The organism is Streptomyces sp. SYSU D01066-1, assembly GCF_054956795.1.
In genome coordinates this window covers 45,298-60,846 of the sequence record NZ_JBUDHV010000045.1, presented here as the reverse complement: position 1 = coordinate 60,846, position 15,549 = coordinate 45,298, and the positions used below count along the sequence as shown (strand labels likewise).

General features: G+C 75.8%; 14 protein-coding genes and 2 pseudogenes. 7 read left to right on the top strand and 9 right to left on the bottom strand.

Going from position 1 to position 15,549, the window contains the following annotated elements; genetic code table 11:
- Positions 1-237 (top strand): annotated as a pseudogene (locus ACY1JF_RS28860) (aa3-type cytochrome oxidase subunit I); the annotation flags it as partial.
- A 93-nt stretch (positions 238-330) separates the two neighbouring features.
- On the opposite strand, the gene ACY1JF_RS28855 reads toward ACY1JF_RS28860, so the two are convergent.
- The 3 genes from ACY1JF_RS28855 to ACY1JF_RS28845 all read right to left on the bottom strand — a co-directional run bounded on the left by ACY1JF_RS28855 (position 331) and on the right by ACY1JF_RS28845 (position 2,100).
- Positions 331-924: a hypothetical protein gene (locus ACY1JF_RS28855; RefSeq protein WP_462708201.1), complete on the bottom strand. Its 594-nt coding sequence runs from the start codon at positions 922-924 to the stop codon at positions 331-333.
- Between the two features lie 103 nt (positions 925-1,027).
- On the bottom strand, positions 1,028-1,429 hold the full coding sequence (locus tag ACY1JF_RS28850) for an SRPBCC family protein (protein WP_462708200.1): 402 nt from the start codon (positions 1,427-1,429) through the stop codon (positions 1,028-1,030).
- A 386-nt stretch (positions 1,430-1,815) separates the two neighbouring features.
- Positions 1,816-2,100: a hypothetical protein gene (locus ACY1JF_RS28845; RefSeq protein WP_462708199.1), complete on the bottom strand. Its 285-nt coding sequence runs from the start codon at positions 2,098-2,100 to the stop codon at positions 1,816-1,818.
- A 140-nt stretch (positions 2,101-2,240) separates the two neighbouring features.
- On the opposite strand from ACY1JF_RS28845, the gene ACY1JF_RS28840 reads away from it, so the two are divergent.
- The 3 genes from ACY1JF_RS28840 to ACY1JF_RS28830 are packed head-to-tail and all read left to right on the top strand — an operon-like array spanning position 2,241 to position 3,966.
- Positions 2,241-2,963 (top strand): nucleotidyltransferase family protein, encoded by a 723-nt coding sequence (locus tag ACY1JF_RS28840; RefSeq protein ID WP_462708198.1) that lies wholly within the window; start codon positions 2,241-2,243, stop codon positions 2,961-2,963.
- Positions 2,960-3,241: a hypothetical protein gene (locus tag ACY1JF_RS28835; protein WP_462708197.1), complete on the top strand. Its 282-nt coding sequence runs from the start codon at positions 2,960-2,962 to the stop codon at positions 3,239-3,241. Before ACY1JF_RS28840 ends, ACY1JF_RS28835 begins: the two co-directional genes overlap by 4 nt.
- Complete coding sequence (locus tag ACY1JF_RS28830; RefSeq protein WP_462708196.1) at positions 3,241-3,966, top strand: metallophosphoesterase family protein; 726 nt, start codon at positions 3,241-3,243, stop codon at positions 3,964-3,966. The genes ACY1JF_RS28835 and ACY1JF_RS28830 overlap by 1 nt, the downstream gene beginning before the upstream one ends.
- On the opposite strand, the gene ACY1JF_RS28825 is transcribed toward ACY1JF_RS28830, so the two are convergent.
- Both ACY1JF_RS28825 and ACY1JF_RS28820 read right to left on the bottom strand, forming a co-directional pair.
- Complete coding sequence (locus ACY1JF_RS28825) at positions 3,967-4,614, bottom strand: GNAT family N-acetyltransferase (RefSeq protein WP_462708206.1); 648 nt, start codon at positions 4,612-4,614, stop codon at positions 3,967-3,969.
- A gap of 609 nt (positions 4,615-5,223) precedes the next feature.
- A complete protein-coding gene (locus ACY1JF_RS28820; RefSeq protein ID WP_462708195.1) occupies positions 5,224-8,265 on the bottom strand; it encodes a glycosyl hydrolase in 3,042 nt (1,013 codons plus the stop codon).
- Positions 8,266-8,738: 473 nt separating this feature from the next.
- Here ACY1JF_RS28820 and ACY1JF_RS28815 point away from each other — a divergent pair, with 473 nt between their 5' ends.
- Positions 8,739-9,275 (top strand): DoxX family protein, encoded by a 537-nt coding sequence (locus ACY1JF_RS28815; RefSeq protein ID WP_462708194.1) that lies wholly within the window; start codon positions 8,739-8,741, stop codon positions 9,273-9,275.
- Between the two features lie 25 nt (positions 9,276-9,300).
- On the opposite strand, the gene ACY1JF_RS28810 is transcribed toward ACY1JF_RS28815, so the two are convergent.
- Positions 9,301-10,647 (bottom strand): MGH1-like glycoside hydrolase domain-containing protein, encoded by a 1,347-nt coding sequence (locus tag ACY1JF_RS28810; protein ID WP_462708193.1) that lies wholly within the window; start codon positions 10,645-10,647, stop codon positions 9,301-9,303.
- Positions 10,648-10,928: 281 nt separating this feature from the next.
- On the opposite strand from ACY1JF_RS28810, the gene ACY1JF_RS28805 reads away from it, so the two are divergent.
- Positions 10,929-11,492, top strand: coding sequence for a hemerythrin domain-containing protein (locus ACY1JF_RS28805; RefSeq protein WP_462708192.1), 564 nt, complete (start codon positions 10,929-10,931; stop codon positions 11,490-11,492).
- A gap of 174 nt (positions 11,493-11,666) precedes the next feature.
- Here ACY1JF_RS28805 and ACY1JF_RS28800 read toward each other — a convergent pair whose 3' ends face one another.
- Positions 11,667-12,497, bottom strand: a complete 831-nt coding sequence (locus tag ACY1JF_RS28800) for an NAD-dependent epimerase/dehydratase family protein (RefSeq protein ID WP_462708205.1) — start codon at positions 12,495-12,497, stop codon at positions 11,667-11,669.
- Between the two features lie 146 nt (positions 12,498-12,643).
- A pseudogene (locus tag ACY1JF_RS28795) lies at positions 12,644-12,874 on the bottom strand (NAD-dependent epimerase/dehydratase family protein); the annotation flags it as partial.
- Between the two features lie 396 nt (positions 12,875-13,270).
- On the opposite strand from ACY1JF_RS28795, the gene ACY1JF_RS28790 reads away from it, so the two are divergent.
- On the top strand, positions 13,271-14,638 hold the full coding sequence (locus ACY1JF_RS28790) for an MFS transporter (protein ID WP_462708191.1): 1,368 nt from the start codon (positions 13,271-13,273) through the stop codon (positions 14,636-14,638).
- 180 nt (positions 14,639-14,818) lie between these two features.
- On the opposite strand, the gene ACY1JF_RS28785 is transcribed toward ACY1JF_RS28790, so the two are convergent.
- Positions 14,819-15,544 (bottom strand): hypothetical protein, encoded by a 726-nt coding sequence (locus tag ACY1JF_RS28785; protein ID WP_462708190.1) that lies wholly within the window; start codon positions 15,542-15,544, stop codon positions 14,819-14,821.
- Positions 15,545-15,549 lie beyond the last annotated feature (5 nt).

Genomic DNA, 15,549 nt, shown 5'->3' with positions numbered 1-15,549 from the left:
ACCGCCCAGCGGGGCGAGAAAGTCCAGGTCGACGACCCCTGGGGCTACGGACGCTCCCTGGAGTGGGCCACCTCCTGCCCACCACCCCGGCACAACTTCCACGCGCTGCCGAAGATCCGCTCGGAGTCGCCTGCCTTCGGCCTGCACCACCCGGCGATGGCCAAGCTGGACGAGAAGGAGATCTCGGGACAGCGCGACGTGCTGGACGCGTCGGGTCACGAGAGCGACCGGCCCTGACGGACGGCGTCAGGCACCGGGCACCCGCGCGTCGGTGAGGACCGCCTTGCCGCGGCCTGCCCGCCTCGGCGGCCCGCCCCCCGGGAGCCTCCGTCAGGACAGCTCGCCGACGGCCGTGACGGTGGTCGCGCGGAAGGCGTCGACCGGGGCGTCGGCGAGGGTGCCCATCCGGCTCCATCGGACGACGGTCACGGTCCTGTCGTCCCGGCCCACCGAGAACAGGGCGACGTCGGACGCGCCCCAGGCGGTGACGGTGTGGACGCCGTAGACGTCCGCGCCCTCCTCGACGGCCAGCCGGCCGTAGTACCGCTGGGCGGTGGTGATGTCGGGGTCCTGTTCCTCCAGGGCGCGCGCGCAGTCCGCCGGCCTGTCGCGGAGCAGGGCGGCGAACCCGGCCGCCCGTCCGGCGTCCCGCTCCGCGACCGTGACCTGGAGCGCGCCGGTGTCGTACTCGGTCCAGTAGCAGCGGTGCACGGAGATGGAGGGCGGGGCGTCACCCACGCACATCGGCAGCGGGTCCGGCTGCCCGGCGGTGACGGGGCCGGCGGACCAGCCGGAGGAGGGGTGCGGCGGCAGGTCGGCCGGCTCCAGGAATCCGGGTGTGCCGGAGCCCGGCGGCGCGGACGGGGCGGCGGCCGGGACGGCCGCCACGGCGAGCGCGGCCACGGCCGCCGAGGCGGGCAGCACGGGTACGGACGCCCATGGTTCCCCCGGGCGGATCGGCCGGTTGTGCCCCGTATGACCCGGCACGCCCTGGAAGGCTGCCCCGCGTCCGTGCGGCGCGCGTGGCTCAGCCGGTGTGCCGCCGTACCTGTTCCTCCAGTCGCCGCAGGCTGGTGTCGAGGGCGTCGGTCACCGCCCGGTTCCCCGGGTCGTGGCTGTCGTCGAAGAAGGACAGGTGGATGGTCACCTCGCTGGCGGCGCCGTCGATGCCGGCGACCTGGAGCCAGCCGGCGTAGGCGCCCTGGTCGCGGGTCCCCCATTCGAGCCGCAGCTGCTCGGGCCGGGCCCGCAGCAGGGCGGAGGTGTCCTGGTCGGTGCGGTCCTCGTGCACGGTGACGGCGGGCGGGTCCTCGACGTGGACGTGCAGTTCGCGCGGGAGCCAGGCATCCAGTCGCCCGGCGTCCGCGGCCTGGTCGAAGACGTGCCCGGCGTCGGCGGGCATGGTGCGGGAACGCTCGTACTCGGTCATCGCGGCACCGCTCCTCGGCTCGGGATGGTCCTGCCATCCCCCGCGTGCCCGGTCCGGCGCGGTCGATGCGTCCGGTCGCGCCCGGCGCGGGCCGGTCCGGCACCGCGCCGAGCGCGTGCCCCATCCGGTACGGCGTGCCCGCCCGCACGACGAGTGAGGGCGAGGTGCCGACGGCGGAACGGGGCGGCGGGCGGCTGTACGGGTTCCTCGCGCCGGTGCGAGGCGCCTGGCGCCGGGCCCGCTCGGTCCCGGACCCAGGCGGGCCGGCCCGGACGACGCGAGGCCGCTGAGGTCCGGGCGGCGTCCGCCGGCTCGTCGCGCGCCGCGTGCCCCGGCCGGGCGGGGGGCCGCGGACCCCGGTCGGACGGGGTGTCCGCGTGCCCCGGTCAGACGGAGTGTCCGCGGGCCCGCAGCCAGTCGTGCACCGTGTCCTTGTCCGACGGCGTGATGCGTTCGGGACCGGCGACGTAAGGTCCCTCGTCCGCGTTGAAACCGGTGTCGGTGACCCGGGCGGTGACCCAGGTGGCCAGGTCCTGGGCGGCCCGGTCGGACAGCCGGCCGTGTTCCCAGTCGGCGCGGGCCTCGCGGGCCGCCGCGGGATCGTGCCGGGCGGTCTCCGCCAGCCAGGCCGCCACCAGCCGTTCCACCGTGTGCCGCTCGTCGCCGTCCATACCGCCCGGGTGCCCCGGACGCCGCGCTCCTACCGTCCCGTGTCGACGGCGCACCGCCGGGTACCCGAAGGACAGCCCGCCGCCCGGGGGACCGCCTTGGGCGGCGTGGGGACGGCCCGGTCCGCAGAGGGAGGACGACGATGACGCAGCCCGCCGACGATCACGCTCTCGACCAGCGCGCCGGCGTGCCGGAACTCCGTGTGGCGGGAGAGCCGGTGCCCGTCCCGTACCGCGGCGGGGCGCGGGAGGAGGACCTCCCCGTCGACCGCAACCAGGCGATCCTCCAGGCCGCCAAACAGGTCGGGGCGCTGCTGAAGAAGACCGGGCTGCCGTTCGCCCTGGCGGGCAGCGTCGCCGTCTACGCGCACGGTGGCGTCCAGAACCTCCAGCACGACGTGGACTTCTGCATCCGCCCCGAGGACGCCGGGGCCGTCGCCCAGGCGCTGCGGGAGGCCGGCCTGTCGGTGTTCGCACCGCCCGAGGACTGGCTGCTGAAGGCCGACTGCCTCGGCCAGCAGGTCGACCTGATCCACGCGCTGGCGCACGAGCCCGTCACCACCGAACTGCTGGGCCGGGCCGAGGAGTTGCCGGTCGACTCGGTGCTCATGCCGGTGCTGTCCCCGACGGACCTGCTGCACGGCCTGCTGGCGGCCTTCTCCGAACACCACTGCGACTTCGGGGCCGTCCTGCCGATCGCCCGCACCCTGCGGGAGAAGATCGACTGGGAGCGGCTGCGCCGGGACTGCGGGGCCGCCCCGATGCCCGCCGCCTTCTTCTTCGTCCTGGAACGGCTGGAGATCATCCCCGCGCGGCCCGCGACCGCCGCCGGCCCCTCGCACCCCACGAAGGAGGAGCACCGATGAACGGTTCCGCCGCGCCCCGGGGCGGCTCCGCGAGCGCGGAGAACGTCGAGTACCGCGTCGCCCACCTCCACGACCGGCTGGCCGCCGAGGAGCTGGGCGAACTCGGCGTACGGGCCGAGCTCCGGGCCGGGGCGGTCGTCGTCACCGGTACCGTGCCCTCCGCCCAGTGCCGTCGGACCCTGCTGCGGGTCGTCGACGAGGAGCTGGCCGGGCTGACCGTGCACAGCGACATCGTGGTGGCCGAGACCGCCGGCCCCGACCGTGCCGAGGAGCTGTGATGATCCGTGTCGCCGCCGTCGGGGACATCCACATGGGCCTGGACAGCCAGGGCCTGCTGCGCCCCGCCTTCGACACCCTGCCCGACTGCGCCGACCTGCTGCTGCTCGCCGGGGACCTGACCCGGCACGGCACCCCGGAGGAGACCCGGGTGGTGGCCCGGGAGGTGCGGGACCTGCCGGTGCCGGTGGTGGCCGTGCTCGGCAACCACGACCACCACGACGAGCAGCCCGAGAAGGTGACCGAGATCCTCCGGGAGGCCGGGGTGACGGTCCTGGAGGGCGAGGCGGCGGTCGTCGAGTGCGCCGGGACCCGGGTCGGCGTCGCGGGGACGAAGGGGTTCGGCGGCGGGTTCGTCGGGCGCAGCGCAGGGGAGTTCGGCGAGCCGGTGATGAAGGAGTTCGTCCGCACCACCCGGCGCAGCGCCGACGCGCTGTGCGCCGCGCTGAAGGACCTGGACGGCCAAGGGTGCGCGGCGCGGATCGCCCTGACCCACTTCTCCCCCGTCGCCGACACGCTCGCGGGCGAGCCGCCGGAGATCCACCCGTTCCTCGGCAGCTACCTGCTGGCCGAGGCCATCGACACGGTCGGCGCCGACCTCGCGGTGCACGGGCACGCGCACATGGGTACGGAGCACGGGATGACGGCGGGCGGGGTGCGGGTGCGCAACGTCGCGCAGCCGGTGATCAAGCGGGCCTTCAGCGTCTACCAGCTGACCCTGGCCTGATCACCGGCCCGGTCGTACGTCCGCGTCCTCCTCGGTCGTGCGCCCGAGCGCGGTGGTGTCCGGTCCGAACGACGCCACCTCGATCTCGCGGAAGCCCAGCCGGTCGTAGAAGGCCCGGGCGGGGGTGTTGGCCGTCGCCATCACCAGGTGGACGAAGGGCACACCGCGCTGCCGCAGGGCGCGCAGGAAGGTGTGCATCAGGGCGCGTCCGTGGCCGCGGCCCTGCCACTCGGGCAGCAGGTCGATGTGCAAGTGGGCGGGGTGGCCGGCCAGTTCGGGCACGATCATCCGCTCGGGACGGTGCAGGAGGCCGGCGATGACCTCGTCGGGGGAGCCGGGCGGGCCCGCGGGTTCCGGGTAGCGTCCGGCCACCCGGGGCAGCCACCGGGTGCGGAAGTCGGCGGCGAAGCGCGCGGTGTCGGCCGTGCCGAGAATGTAGCCGACGGCGCGGCCCCGCCCGTCGTCCAGCACGAAGACCAGGTCGGGCTCCAGGTGGGCGTAGGGGGCGGCGAAGGTCGCGGGCAGGACGCCGGGGTCGGCGTAGTGGGGGCGGCTGTCCTGGCCGTTGTGTCCGGTGCGGACGCAGATGTCGTCCAGGGCCGCGGCGTCCTCGGGACGGTAGGGGCGCACGGTGGCGGTGGCAGGCAGGGTCACGGCTGCATCCTGCCCCGCTGGGAGCGCTCCCACAAGGGGGTTCGCTCCAGCTGTGCGCGCGGGTGCCCGCTCCGTGACCGCGCTGTTCGGCCGCACCACGACGGGGACCGGCCCGTGCGGTGGATGTGGGTCCGGGGCCGTCCCAGGGCGTCGATCCGCCGCGGCTGGTGCGCGTCGGTTCCCGGCCCGCCCGGCTCGCCCGGCTCACGGTCGTGTGCCGCGCGCCGCGCGGCGCGCGGCGGCACCGAGGTGGCGCCGTCGGACACGCCGCCGTACGGGACGGTCCGGCACGACCGGGTGGACCACGGCTCGTCGCCGCGCGCACGGCCGGCGGCGAGGAGCTGTCCGCCCGGGCCGCCGGCCGCACGCCGAAGCGGGCCGCGGACATCTGTGACGCGTCCGCAGCCCGCATCGAGGAGGCGGCCGGGACTCCCTGTCCCGGAAGACGCCCGGACAGGCCGCGCAGGCGGCGAGGGAGGACGGGCCGCCGGAGGCGGTCCCCGGCAGCCGTCCGCGAACGCCGGGGCGACCGCGCTGGACCGGCACCACGGTCAAGACGCCGTCGCCGCGGCTCCTCACACCGGCCCGCGGTCCGAGGGACCGTCAGCCCACGGTCTTCTGGACGTACGGCACCAGGCGGACCGGTCCCAGCAGACCGTGGTCCTGCCGGGCGGTGGTGCCGAACACGTCCGGCCGGGCCGCCCTCAGACGGTTGATCAGCGGCGTGGCGACCTCGACCTCGATGACGTTGCGGCCGCGCCGCAGGTACGGCCCGATGTCGGCGACGGGGTGGAGACGGTCCACCGGAGGCGTCCGGGTGCCGTTGACGGTGACCCGGAAGGTGTCGCTGACCTGCCCGAGTTCCAGGCGGGCGCCGTGCGAGGCGTCCCAGCCGGCGGGCAGGGTGACCGTGGTGCGGTAGCGGCCCACGCCCGCGGAGTCGGCCAGCCCGGGGATCTGCGACCAGGGCAGCAGCGTGTCGAGTTCCACCGTGCGGCGCACGATGTCGGTGCGGGTCGCAAAGGAGCCGGGGAGCCGGTCCTGCACCTCCAGGTGCCAGGGCCCGGGGGTGAGGGGCTCGGGCACCTCCCGGACCGTCGTGGTGACCGGGCGGCCCCGCGACAGCCGGGTGGTGAAGGTGCCCGCCGTGGTCGTGCGCACGGCCAGCCCCTCGCCGGTGAACAGCGCCTCGTCGGCGTCGGTGGCCAGGACGTGCGGGCGGTCGCCGTGGCGGTCGCCGAACAGGCCGGGACGGCCCAGGGCGACGATCATGGTCTCGCCGGGCTGGAGCGTGACGCGGACGGTGAACGCGTCGCCGTCCTCGGTGTACCGGGCGAGCCGCACCGCCTCGCCGGTCCACGGGTCGAGCAGGTACGGCACGGCACTCCCGTGCCCGGTGCGGCGCAGGGTCACGTCGTGGTCGATGGCGGCCACCGCCGGTTTCACGGTCTCGGCGTGCTTGCCGTTGACGAGGTAGTAGAAGTCGGCGTCGTCGGTGGCCCGGTGGGCGTGCAGGAGCGTGGAGGAGACGGCGTACCGGACGTCGGGGGTGACGCCGAGGCCGGTGAGGGCGTCCCCGACGGCCGTCTTGTCGGTGACGAGGGCGACGTGGGACAGGGCGAGCAGCCGGGCGAGGACCTCGCGCAGCTGCTCCGTCTCGCCGTCCGCCGGGACGCCCGGGGTCAGCGCCTGGTCGAAGGCGCCGAGCAGCACGACCGGGAGCCCCTTCTCGGCGAGGGCGAGCAGTTTGCGGGCGTCGGTGAGGGCGAGGGTGGGGGTGGAGGAGTAGAAGAAGTCGCCCTCGACGAAGAGGGCCTTGTAGGCGGGGCCGTCGGGGGCGAGCCGGCCGCCCTCGACGGTGGCGGCGGGCAGGTCCAGGAGGGGTCCGCTGAGGAACTGGTGGCTCCAGCCGAGCGGGACGCCGGTGGAGGTGAACCAGGAGGCGCCGATGCCGGTGGCGGTGTAGCCGGTCTGCCGGAAGACGGCCACGTCGGCACGGGTCACACCGGCCTGGAGGACGCGGTGCACCCGGCCCAGATAGCCGGCGATGTCGGGCAGGTGGTCCCAGGTGGGCTGGCGCGGGCCCCAGGACTCGCCGTAGCCGGGCGCCCCGCCGTAGGGGCTGAAGGCGGCGAAGCCGGGCCAGGCGGCGCCGGGGACGGTGGCGTAGGAGAAGCCGTGCACGACGGTCTGGTTGACGCCGGCCGCGTAGGCGCCGCCCATGGTGCGCAGGAACCGGTCCCACGTGGTGCTGTACGCGGACCCGTTGTAGGCGCCCGCCTCGCAGGACAGGACGGTGTGGCCCGCCATGTCGCGTCCGCCGGCCAGGCAGCGGTAGTCGTCGAGGTTCTTGAAGCCGAGGGACTCGCCCTCGGCGATGTCGAGGATCGTGGCGGTGGCGATGGCGTCGGTCTGCAGGCCGTAGGGCTGGGCGCGCAGTTCCATGCCGAGGGAGTGCGCCCAGTCGCGCAGGGCGGTGACGTGGTGGCGGTTGAACAGGCCGGAGACGGTCTCCCAGAAGTCGTGCCGGATCTGCCGGGTCTCCTGGGCCCCGAAGGCGAAGACCTGGTCACTGTCGTCCAGGACCAGCGCGGGCAGGTACGGCAGCAGGGGGCGGCCGTGGTCCTTCTCGAACGCCTCGGGCAGCTTCGGCGTCCAGACCAGGCCCTCGGTCTCCAGCTCGACGGAGTCCTCGAAGAACGCGCCGCCCGCCGCCTTCAGCAGCTTGCGGATCGACGGGGTCAGCAGGTTCCGTTCCCAGTAGTCGGTGACGGCGGCCGTGCCGGCCGGGCTGAAGTGGTCGACGACGTGGGCGGCGGGCGAGGAGTGCGGCCCCGACTCGGGCTGCTGTCCCGAGCCGCGCCGCCAGTAGGAGATCAGCACGTACTCGCCGTCGTCGGGTGCCGTCCAGGTCAGGGCGGAGTCGGTGACGGTGGCGGTGAGGTCCCGGACGGAGGCGAGGTCGAGGCCGGTCTCCTTGCGGGTGGAGTTGGCCGTGTTCACCCGGGCGGCCTGGACGGCGAGGAGGGTCTGCTTCGTGACGCCGGAGGACGGCTCGTGCACGGGCGCCGGTACGGGGCCCGCGTAGGTGGTGCCGGCGGGTACCGAGGCGCGGCCGTGGGCGAGTTCGTGTACGGCGGCCTCGTCGTCGGGGGTGACGCCGGGGACGGCGGTGGGCCAGCTCGGGCCGAGGGTGAGGTCGACGGTGAGGCCGCGCCGCACGGCCCGGCGCAGGGCCGCCTCCACACCGTCCCGCCAGGGTCTGCTCCCCCACCCGTGGTGGGCGGTGTCCAGGACCGACTTGTCCGTGACGCTGTGGTGGACGGCGGCGATCTCGACGCCGCCGAAGCCCGCGTCGGCGATCTGGTCGATCTCCCGGGCGATCTCGTCGGGGTCCACCAGCCCGTCCGGCCACCACCAGCGGAACTTGGGACGCACCGACCGCGGCGGCTCGGCGAACCAGGCCGCGCCCGGCGCCTGTCCGGCGGACGCGGCCTGCGCGTCCGCGGCGAGGGCGACGGGCCGGGCGGACGCGGCGGGCGCCCCGGCGGAGATCCCCATGGCCGCCGCGACGCCCGTTCCGAGGCCGACGGCGAGGATGCGGCGGCGCGGCATGGCCGGGCGCGGCGAGTTGCTTTCGTGCATGAGTGCGTCCCTCGACTCGGCGAAAAGGCGGATGAATCGTTTCAATCGCCTATCGGTGCCGGAACGCTAAGTGGCCCGTCCGGGCCGGGTCAAGATCCGTGCACCGGGTTCTCGGTCCGTGCGCGCGGCTGATGAACCGTGCGCGGGCTGTCGTCCGTACGCGGCTCGTGAACCGTGCGCCGGGTTCTTGGTCTGCGCTGTCGCCGGGCGCCGACCGGCGGGGAGCGGGCACCGGGCGCCGACCGGCGGAGAGCGGGCACCGGGCGCCGACCGGCGGAGAGCGGGCACCGGGCGCCGACCGGCGGAGAGCGGGCACCGGGCGCCGACCGGCGGAGAGCGAGCGCCGGCCGCCGACCGGCGGAGAGCGAGCGCCGGCCGCCGACCGGCGGAGAGCGAGCGCCGGGCGCCGATTGGCGGGGAGCGGGCGGGGAACCCGCACCGGTCACAGGATCCGACACGTCTGGAGCACACCGATGAGCCTTCTGCGCCTGGCCGGCCGGCCGATGCTGGCCTCCATGTTCGTCACCGGCGGTCTGCACTCCCTCCGCAGCCCCCAGGACGTGGCCCCGGCGGCCGAACCCGTCGTGCGTCCCGTGGCGGACCGCGTGGACGCGCTGCCGGACGGCACCGAGCGACTGGTGCGGATCAACGGGGCGGTCCAGGTGGCGGGCGGCGTCCTGCTCGGCCTCGGCCGCTGTCCCCGGCTGGCGGCGCTGGCCCTCGCCGCGACGCTGGTGCCCACGACCCTGGCGGGCCACCGCTTCTGGGAGGAGGAGGACCCCTCCGCCCGCGCCCAGCAGCGCGTCCACTTCTTCAAGAACCTCGCGATGCTGGGCGGTCTGCTGATCGCGGCCGACGACACGGGCAGCGCCCCTTCGCTGCTGTGGCGCGGCCGGCACGCGGCCCGGGACCTGCGGCGCGACGCCCGTCTGGTGCGCCGCTCGGTCAAGGCGACGGCGGGCCCGGCCGCCTCGGCGGGCGGCGTGCTGGAGAAGCTCGGGCGGCACTGACCGCTGCCCGGCAGGCCCCCGGGGTTCAGGAGCTGTCCAGCAGGTCGAGGGTGAGCGCGGCGGTCCAGGAGAAGTCCCGGGCGCCGCGGGCCTCGCCGGTGACGGGGTCGACGTACTCGGCGAAGCGGGACCGGCCGGCCTCGGTGAGGAAGCCCTGCCTCAGGCGCTCGGCGTCGGCGTCCAGGCCCTGGGTGCGCAGTCCCCGGTGGATCAGCCAGGCCGTGTTGAACCAGGCGGGGCCGCGCCAGTAGCGCTGGGGGTCGAAGGCCGGGCCGGTGAGGTCGTAGCTGGGGACCAGCCGGGTGGCGGGGGCGGCGAAGCCCGGCCCGGCGAGGGTGCCGCGCAGGGCGTGCACCACGCCGGGCGGCAGGCGCGGGACGAGGAGCGGGACCAGGCCGGTGACCGCGCGTTCGTCGACCAGGGTGTCGGTGCGCAGGTCGCGGACGCGGAAGCAGCCCGCCCCGGCGTCCCAGAGCCGGTCGACCAGGTGCCGGGTGAGGGCGTCGGCGCGGGCGGTGTGCGGGGCGTCGTCGCGGCCGAGGGCGCGGGCGGTGGCCGCGAGGGCGTGCTCACCGACGGCGAGCAGCGCGTTGAAGCAGGGGTCCTCGACGGCGAAGGCGGGCCGGGCGGCGCGGTCGTCGTAGCCGGCCTCCCGGTAGTCGGCCGCGAGGCGGACGTAGCGGCCGTAGTCGAGGTCGGTGGGCCGGTCTTGGGGGTGTCCGTGGTCGAGGTCCGCGCGCCGGAAGGTGTCCGGCGGGGCGGGGTCGACGCGGGCGAGGGCACCGTCCCAGCAGGGACTGTTGTCGGTGCCGGGCTCCCAGGGGTGGACGACCGCCGCGAGTCCCCCGCCGCCGAGGTCGCGGCGGGTGAGCAGGTAGTCGTGCCAGGCGGTGAGCCGCGGATAGGCCCGGTCGAGGAAGCGGTGGCGGCGGGACAGGCCCGGGTCGGCCCGGTGGACCAGCCAGACGGCCAGGGCGTGCACCGGGGGCTGGACGATGCCCGAGGTCTCCGGGGCCGCGGGGGCGCCCGCCGCGCGGCCGGCGCGGGAGGAGCGCCAGAAGTCCGGGCTGGGGAAATAGGCGTCCTCGGGCACGGAGGGGTGGAACACGATGTGCGGGACGCGGCCGTCCGCCCACTGCGCGGCGAACAGGGACTCCAGTTCGCGCTGGGCGCGGCGGGCCGAGAGGTGGCGCAGCCCGATGGCGACGAAGGCCGAGTCCCAGCTCCACTGGTGCGGGTAGAGGCTGCGGGAGGGGACGGTGGAGGAGCCGGTCCAGTTGCCGGCGAGGACCCGCGCGGCCCCGCGCCGCAGCGCCGGGACCGACAGGCCGGCGCGCGCGGGCCGGCCGGCCCGGTCGAGGAGTGACGTCACGCGCCGGTCCCCTTCGGCTCGGCGGCTTCCGGCTGGGGGGAGCGGGTGATGTGAACGGCACGTTCCACGGACGGCTCCGGAAAGTTACGGGTCGCGGTTGCGTCGACGATATCCCCAACTTATGTCGTGTCAACACGCAAAACTGATGACGTGGTGCCTGACGGATGAGCGTAAGTCCGGCCGGGCTCTCGACGGGCACGGAGTTACTTCGTCCGGGAGGCGGGGACCCGGCGTCCGTGGCGGCCGGATCCGGCCCCACGAACCCGGCTGGAGGTGTGGACATGGGACACGGTGGAAACGTCGTCGACGAACTGACAACCGATCACCGGGAGGTCGAGGAGCTCTTCGGGAAGATCGAGGCCCTGCCGCCCGGTCACAAGGACCGCAAGGTGTACGCCGATCAGGTCACCATGGAGCTGGTACGGCACTCGGTGGCCGAGGAGATGCACCTGTACCCGGCCGTCCGGGAGCACGTGGCGAACGGCGCCGCCCTCGCCGACAAGGAGCTGGAGGACCACGCCGAGGCCGAGCAGCTCATGAAGGACCTGGAGTCCTGTGAGGCGGACGACCCCGAGTTCGACCGGCTGATGGGCAGGCTGATGAGCGAGATCCGGGCGCACGTGGCCGACGAGGAGGCGAACCTCTTCCCCCGGCTGCGCGAGGCGTGTCCGCCCCAGGCGCTGGACGAGCTCGGCGATCAGGTGCGCAAGGCGAAGAAGACCGCGCCGACGCGCCCGCACCCGGCCGCCCCGGACACTCCGCCACTGAACAAGCTGATGGATCCGGGCGCCGGAATGGTCGACCGGATGCGGGACGCGCTGACGGGGCGCGGGAAGTCCGGCTGAGGCCGGTCGAGCCGAGCTGAGTCCGGTCGAGCCGGGCTGAATCCGGTCGGGCCGGCCGGCTCCGACGAGTTGCACGGACGAGTGGCCGAGGGGCCCGCCGTATGCGGACACGGCGGGCCCCTCGGCCTGTCTGTCGACCTGCCTCAACATGTCCGACGGCTTGTCCGACCGGCCTCAACCTGCCCAACGGCTTGTCCGACCTGCCTCAGCGTCGGCGGGTGCGGGCGGGTCCCACACCAATACGTCGTCGACGTGCGGCAGCAGCCGGGCGGCGGACGCCCCGCGGGCCTCGCACAGCATCGTGACCGTGCCCGCCCGGGTGGCCAGCGCCCGGACGCCGGGCCGGCCAGCAGGACCTCGCCGAAGCCGCCGGGGCGGGTGACGAGCGCCTTCGTCCCCACCACCCCCGCCGTCGCCGCGCACCGCGGCGGCCGGCACCGGTTCGGGCCGTCCGGTACGGGCCGCGACGGTGCGCGCGAGCCCCTCCCGCCAGGTCACACCCGGCATCCAGCCGAAGATCTCCCGGGCGGAGCCGGTGACCGGCCGGGGCGGCAAAGGGCCGTCCGGCGGTCGGCCGGTGCAGGTCAGCGGTGCGTCGGTGCCGATCAGTTCGATGATCTCGCGGGCGGTCTCACGTTCCGTCGGTGCCTCGTCGCCGCCGAGGTCCACGGGCCGTACCGAACGGCCGGCCGCGACCAGCAGCACCCCGTCGACCAGGTCGTCGACATAGCACAGGCAGTGCCTGCGGGTACCGTCCCCGGCGACGGTGACCGGCCGGTCCGCCAGGGCCTGTTCCAGGAGGACGCCCGGTACCCCGCCGTCGTCCGTCCGCATCCGGGGCCCGCAAGTGGCGAACAGCCGTACGATCCCGGCGTTAGAGGCGGGGTCGCCCGCCCGCACCGCGACCAGCGCCTCGGAGAACCGGACCGCCTCGGCGTACGCCCCGTGCGGGGAGAAGGGGTCGGCCGGGCCGGGGCCCGTGCGCGGCGGCGTGGAGGCGAGCAGGAACCGGGCGCCGTCCCGGGCGGCGCGGGTGCCCGTGCTCGCGGTGTCGAGCAGGTCCAGCGGCCGGTCCGGCCAGGCGGCCGGGCGGCCGGGCGGCCCGGACCGGCCAGGTGGAGCACCAGGTCGTAGGACCCGGCGAGGGCGTCCGGGAGGCCGGGGTCCGCGACGTTCCGTGCCATGAAGCGGAAGCCGGGGCGTCCCGCCAGGTGGGCCACCTTCTCGGCCCGGCCGGTCGAGAGGTCGTCCAGACAGTCGACTTCGACACCCGAATCCAGCAGCCGGGTGCACAGGTGTGAGCCGAGGAACCCCGCGCCCCCCGTCACCAGGGCCCGGTCCCAGGGGGCCCTGGCCCCGGTCCGCACGGCGAACGCCGCCATCGGCATCATGGGGAGACCTTCCTCCGCCCGGCGCTGACGGCCTCGCCCCGAGTCCCCCGCCGCGTCGTCTTCATGCTCCGACGCCTGTCGTGCCCCCTGACCCCCTGACGTGCGGGACGGGGACCGGCCGCTGTGTCCGGGGTCACGGCGCGGCAGTCCGCGCGGACGCCTGTGAGCAACCGCACTCGCCGTGCCAAGCAGCCCTCGGGGGCGACGTGTTGGGCGTGTCCCGGCCGCGCGGCGGACACGTTCCGTCGTCGGCTCGCCGTCCCCCTCTGCCACCATGGTCGGCGCCGTACCGCGGCCTTGTGGAGCGACCGTGCAGCGCAGCCGGTTTCCTCGCTCCGGTCCCCCTCCCCCTCCGGGCCCCCTCCCGGCCTTCCCGAGTGACGCAACGTGCCTTCCTCCCCCGCCCCGGCCCCGCAGGCCCCCGCGCCCTTCCCGGCCCCCGTGCCGTCCCCGTCCCCGTCCCCGTCCCGCTCGCCGTGGCGGTCCCTGCGCCACCGCGGCATGCGCTGGTGGTCGGTCGCGAACTTCGTGTCGAACGCCGGTACGTGGATGCAGCTGACGGTGCAGAACCTGATGGTGCTCCAGATCACCGGGTCCGCCGCCGCGACCGGTCTGTCGATGTCCGTCCAGGCCGCGCCCGCCCTGCTCATCAGCGTCCTCGGCGGGGCCGCCGTCGACCGCTGGCCGCGCCGGCTGACGGCCGCCGTCAGCCAGGCCCTGCTCGGTGCCGTCGCCTTCACCACGGCCGTCCTGGTGGCCCTGGACCGCCTCGACATGACGTCCCTGATGGTGCTGGCCGCAGTGACCGGTGTCATCGCCACCGTCGACGGTCCGGCCTGCTCCCTGCTGGGCAACGACCTGGTCCCGGCGGAGGACCTGCCCTCCGCGATCGGGGTGGGCGCCCTGGTCCACCAGGCGGGCCGGCTCACCGGCACCGCGCTGGCCGGGGCGGCCGTCGCCTTCCTGGGCACGGCCTCGGCCTACGCGGCCAACGGGTTGTCGTTCCTGTTCGTGGCCTTTGTCATCCCCTTCCTGCGTCCGGTGCGCGCGGCGGCCGAGCGGTCCGCGGCGGGCGGGAAGCCGTCCCGGCGTCCCGCGGCGGCCGGGGCGGAGGTGCGCGAGGGCCTGGCCTTCTTCGCGCGGCGCCCCCGGCTGCTGGTGCTGGCCGGGGTCTACGGGGTCAGCGCGGTCTTCGGCCGCAACTACCAGCTGACCCTGGCCGTGCTCGTCACCGGGCCGCTCGCGGGTGGCGCCGGGTCGTTCGGCACGGTCTCCACCGTCCTCGCGGCCGGCGGCATCGTCGGCGCGGTGCTGGGCGCCCGGCTGCGGCGGCCGTCGGTGCGTCTGGTGGGCGCGCTGGCGGCGGCCGGCGGGCTGTTCCAGGCCGTGGCGGGCGTGTCGCCGTCGATGGCCGTCCTGCTGGTCATGGTCCTGCCGATGGCGGTGGTGGAGTCCGTCTCCGACACGGCCGCCACGGCGGTCCTGCAGACCGATCCGCCCGCCCGCATGCGGGGCCGGGTGCTGGGCGTGTGGAGCAGCGTCGGCACGGTGTGGAGACTCGGCGGTCCGCCGGCGCTCGGTCTGCTGATGGAGCTGGCCGGCGCGCGGGGCGCCCTGGTGACCGGCGGTCTGCTCATCGCCGCCACGATCGGCGCGGGGCATCTGCTGTCCCGGCGCCGCGTGCCGGTCACGGTGCCCGTACGGGCCGAGGGCGCCGACGCCCCGGCCCGGCCCGTCCTGACCCCGGCGGCCTGACCGCACCACCGGTGCCGACGGCCACGTCGACGGCGCCTCCTCCCGGTGACCGTACGAAGCGAGGGAGCCGACGCTCCGGTCCGCCGGCGTGCCGCCCCGGCGGCCGGCCGCGGCTCGTGCGCGCAGGGCCCGCCCGCCCGAGCGGCGGCCGGCGCGGACTCCCCGGCCCGCGGACGGCGCTCAGGCGGCCCGCGCCGAGCCCGGGGCCAGGCGGGCCAGGAGCTGGGCGCGGTGGAGGCCGGCGACGGGGGCGAGCAGATCGGGGTGGCGCAGCAGGGCGGCGGCCCGGCGGTCCGCGGCGTCGGGCGCGAGCAGCCGCCGGTACCCGGCGGACAGGGCCGTCGTGGCCGGGTCCGCCGACACGGCACGGCCGTCGGCGGGTACGGCCACCGCCCCGTCCTCCCCCACCACACCCTCATCAGCGAGCACGGCCACCGCCCCGTCCTCCCCCACCACACCCTCATCAGCGAGCACGGCCACCGCCCGGTCCTCCCCCACCACACCCTCATCAGCGGGTACGGCCACCGCCCCGTCCTCCCCCACCACACCCTCATCAGCGAGCGCGGCGACCGCCCGGTCCGCCAGTTCCGCGTCGCCCAGCAGACAGGCCGCCCAGCTCGCCACGGCCTCGTCGACCCAGCTGCGCCAGGCGTGCTCGCCTGGCGCACCGGTCACGGCGTCGTCCGCGCCCGATATCCGGTCCAGCCGGGCGGAGCCGCCGGGCCCCGCGACACCGACCAGCGCGGCGTCCATCGGCGTCGGGTGGCGCAGCAGGGCCGCGACCGTCACGGCCTGGCGGGCCTGCGCCTCACAGAGCGCGGCGGAGAACGCGCCGCCGTACGCGGGGTAGGAGCGTGTCAGCCACCGGGTGGTGGCCGCGATGACCGGGGAGAGTTCTGCGTGCACTGCCG

Bases quoted from the DNA above. Each gene is read 5' to 3' on its own strand.
- ACY1JF_RS28820 (WP_462708195.1), bottom strand. From the start codon at position 8,265: ATGCACGAAAGCAACTCGCCGCGCCCGGCCATGCCGCGCCGCCGCATC.
- ACY1JF_RS28835 (WP_462708197.1), top strand. From the start codon at position 2,960: ATGAACGGTTCCGCCGCGCCCCGGGGCGGCTCCGCGAGCGCGGAGAAC.
- ACY1JF_RS28840 (WP_462708198.1), top strand. From the start codon at position 2,241: ATGACGCAGCCCGCCGACGATCACGCTCTCGACCAGCGCGCCGGCGTG.
- ACY1JF_RS28830 (WP_462708196.1), top strand. From the start codon at position 3,241: ATGATCCGTGTCGCCGCCGTCGGGGACATCCACATGGGCCTGGACAGC.
- ACY1JF_RS28805 (WP_462708192.1), top strand. From the start codon at position 10,929: ATGGGACACGGTGGAAACGTCGTCGACGAACTGACAACCGATCACCGG.
- ACY1JF_RS28850 (WP_462708200.1), bottom strand. From the start codon at position 1,429: ATGACCGAGTACGAGCGTTCCCGCACCATGCCCGCCGACGCCGGGCAC.
- ACY1JF_RS28845 (WP_462708199.1), bottom strand. From the start codon at position 2,100: ATGGACGGCGACGAGCGGCACACGGTGGAACGGCTGGTGGCGGCCTGG.
- ACY1JF_RS28815 (WP_462708194.1), top strand. From the start codon at position 8,739: ATGAGCCTTCTGCGCCTGGCCGGCCGGCCGATGCTGGCCTCCATGTTC.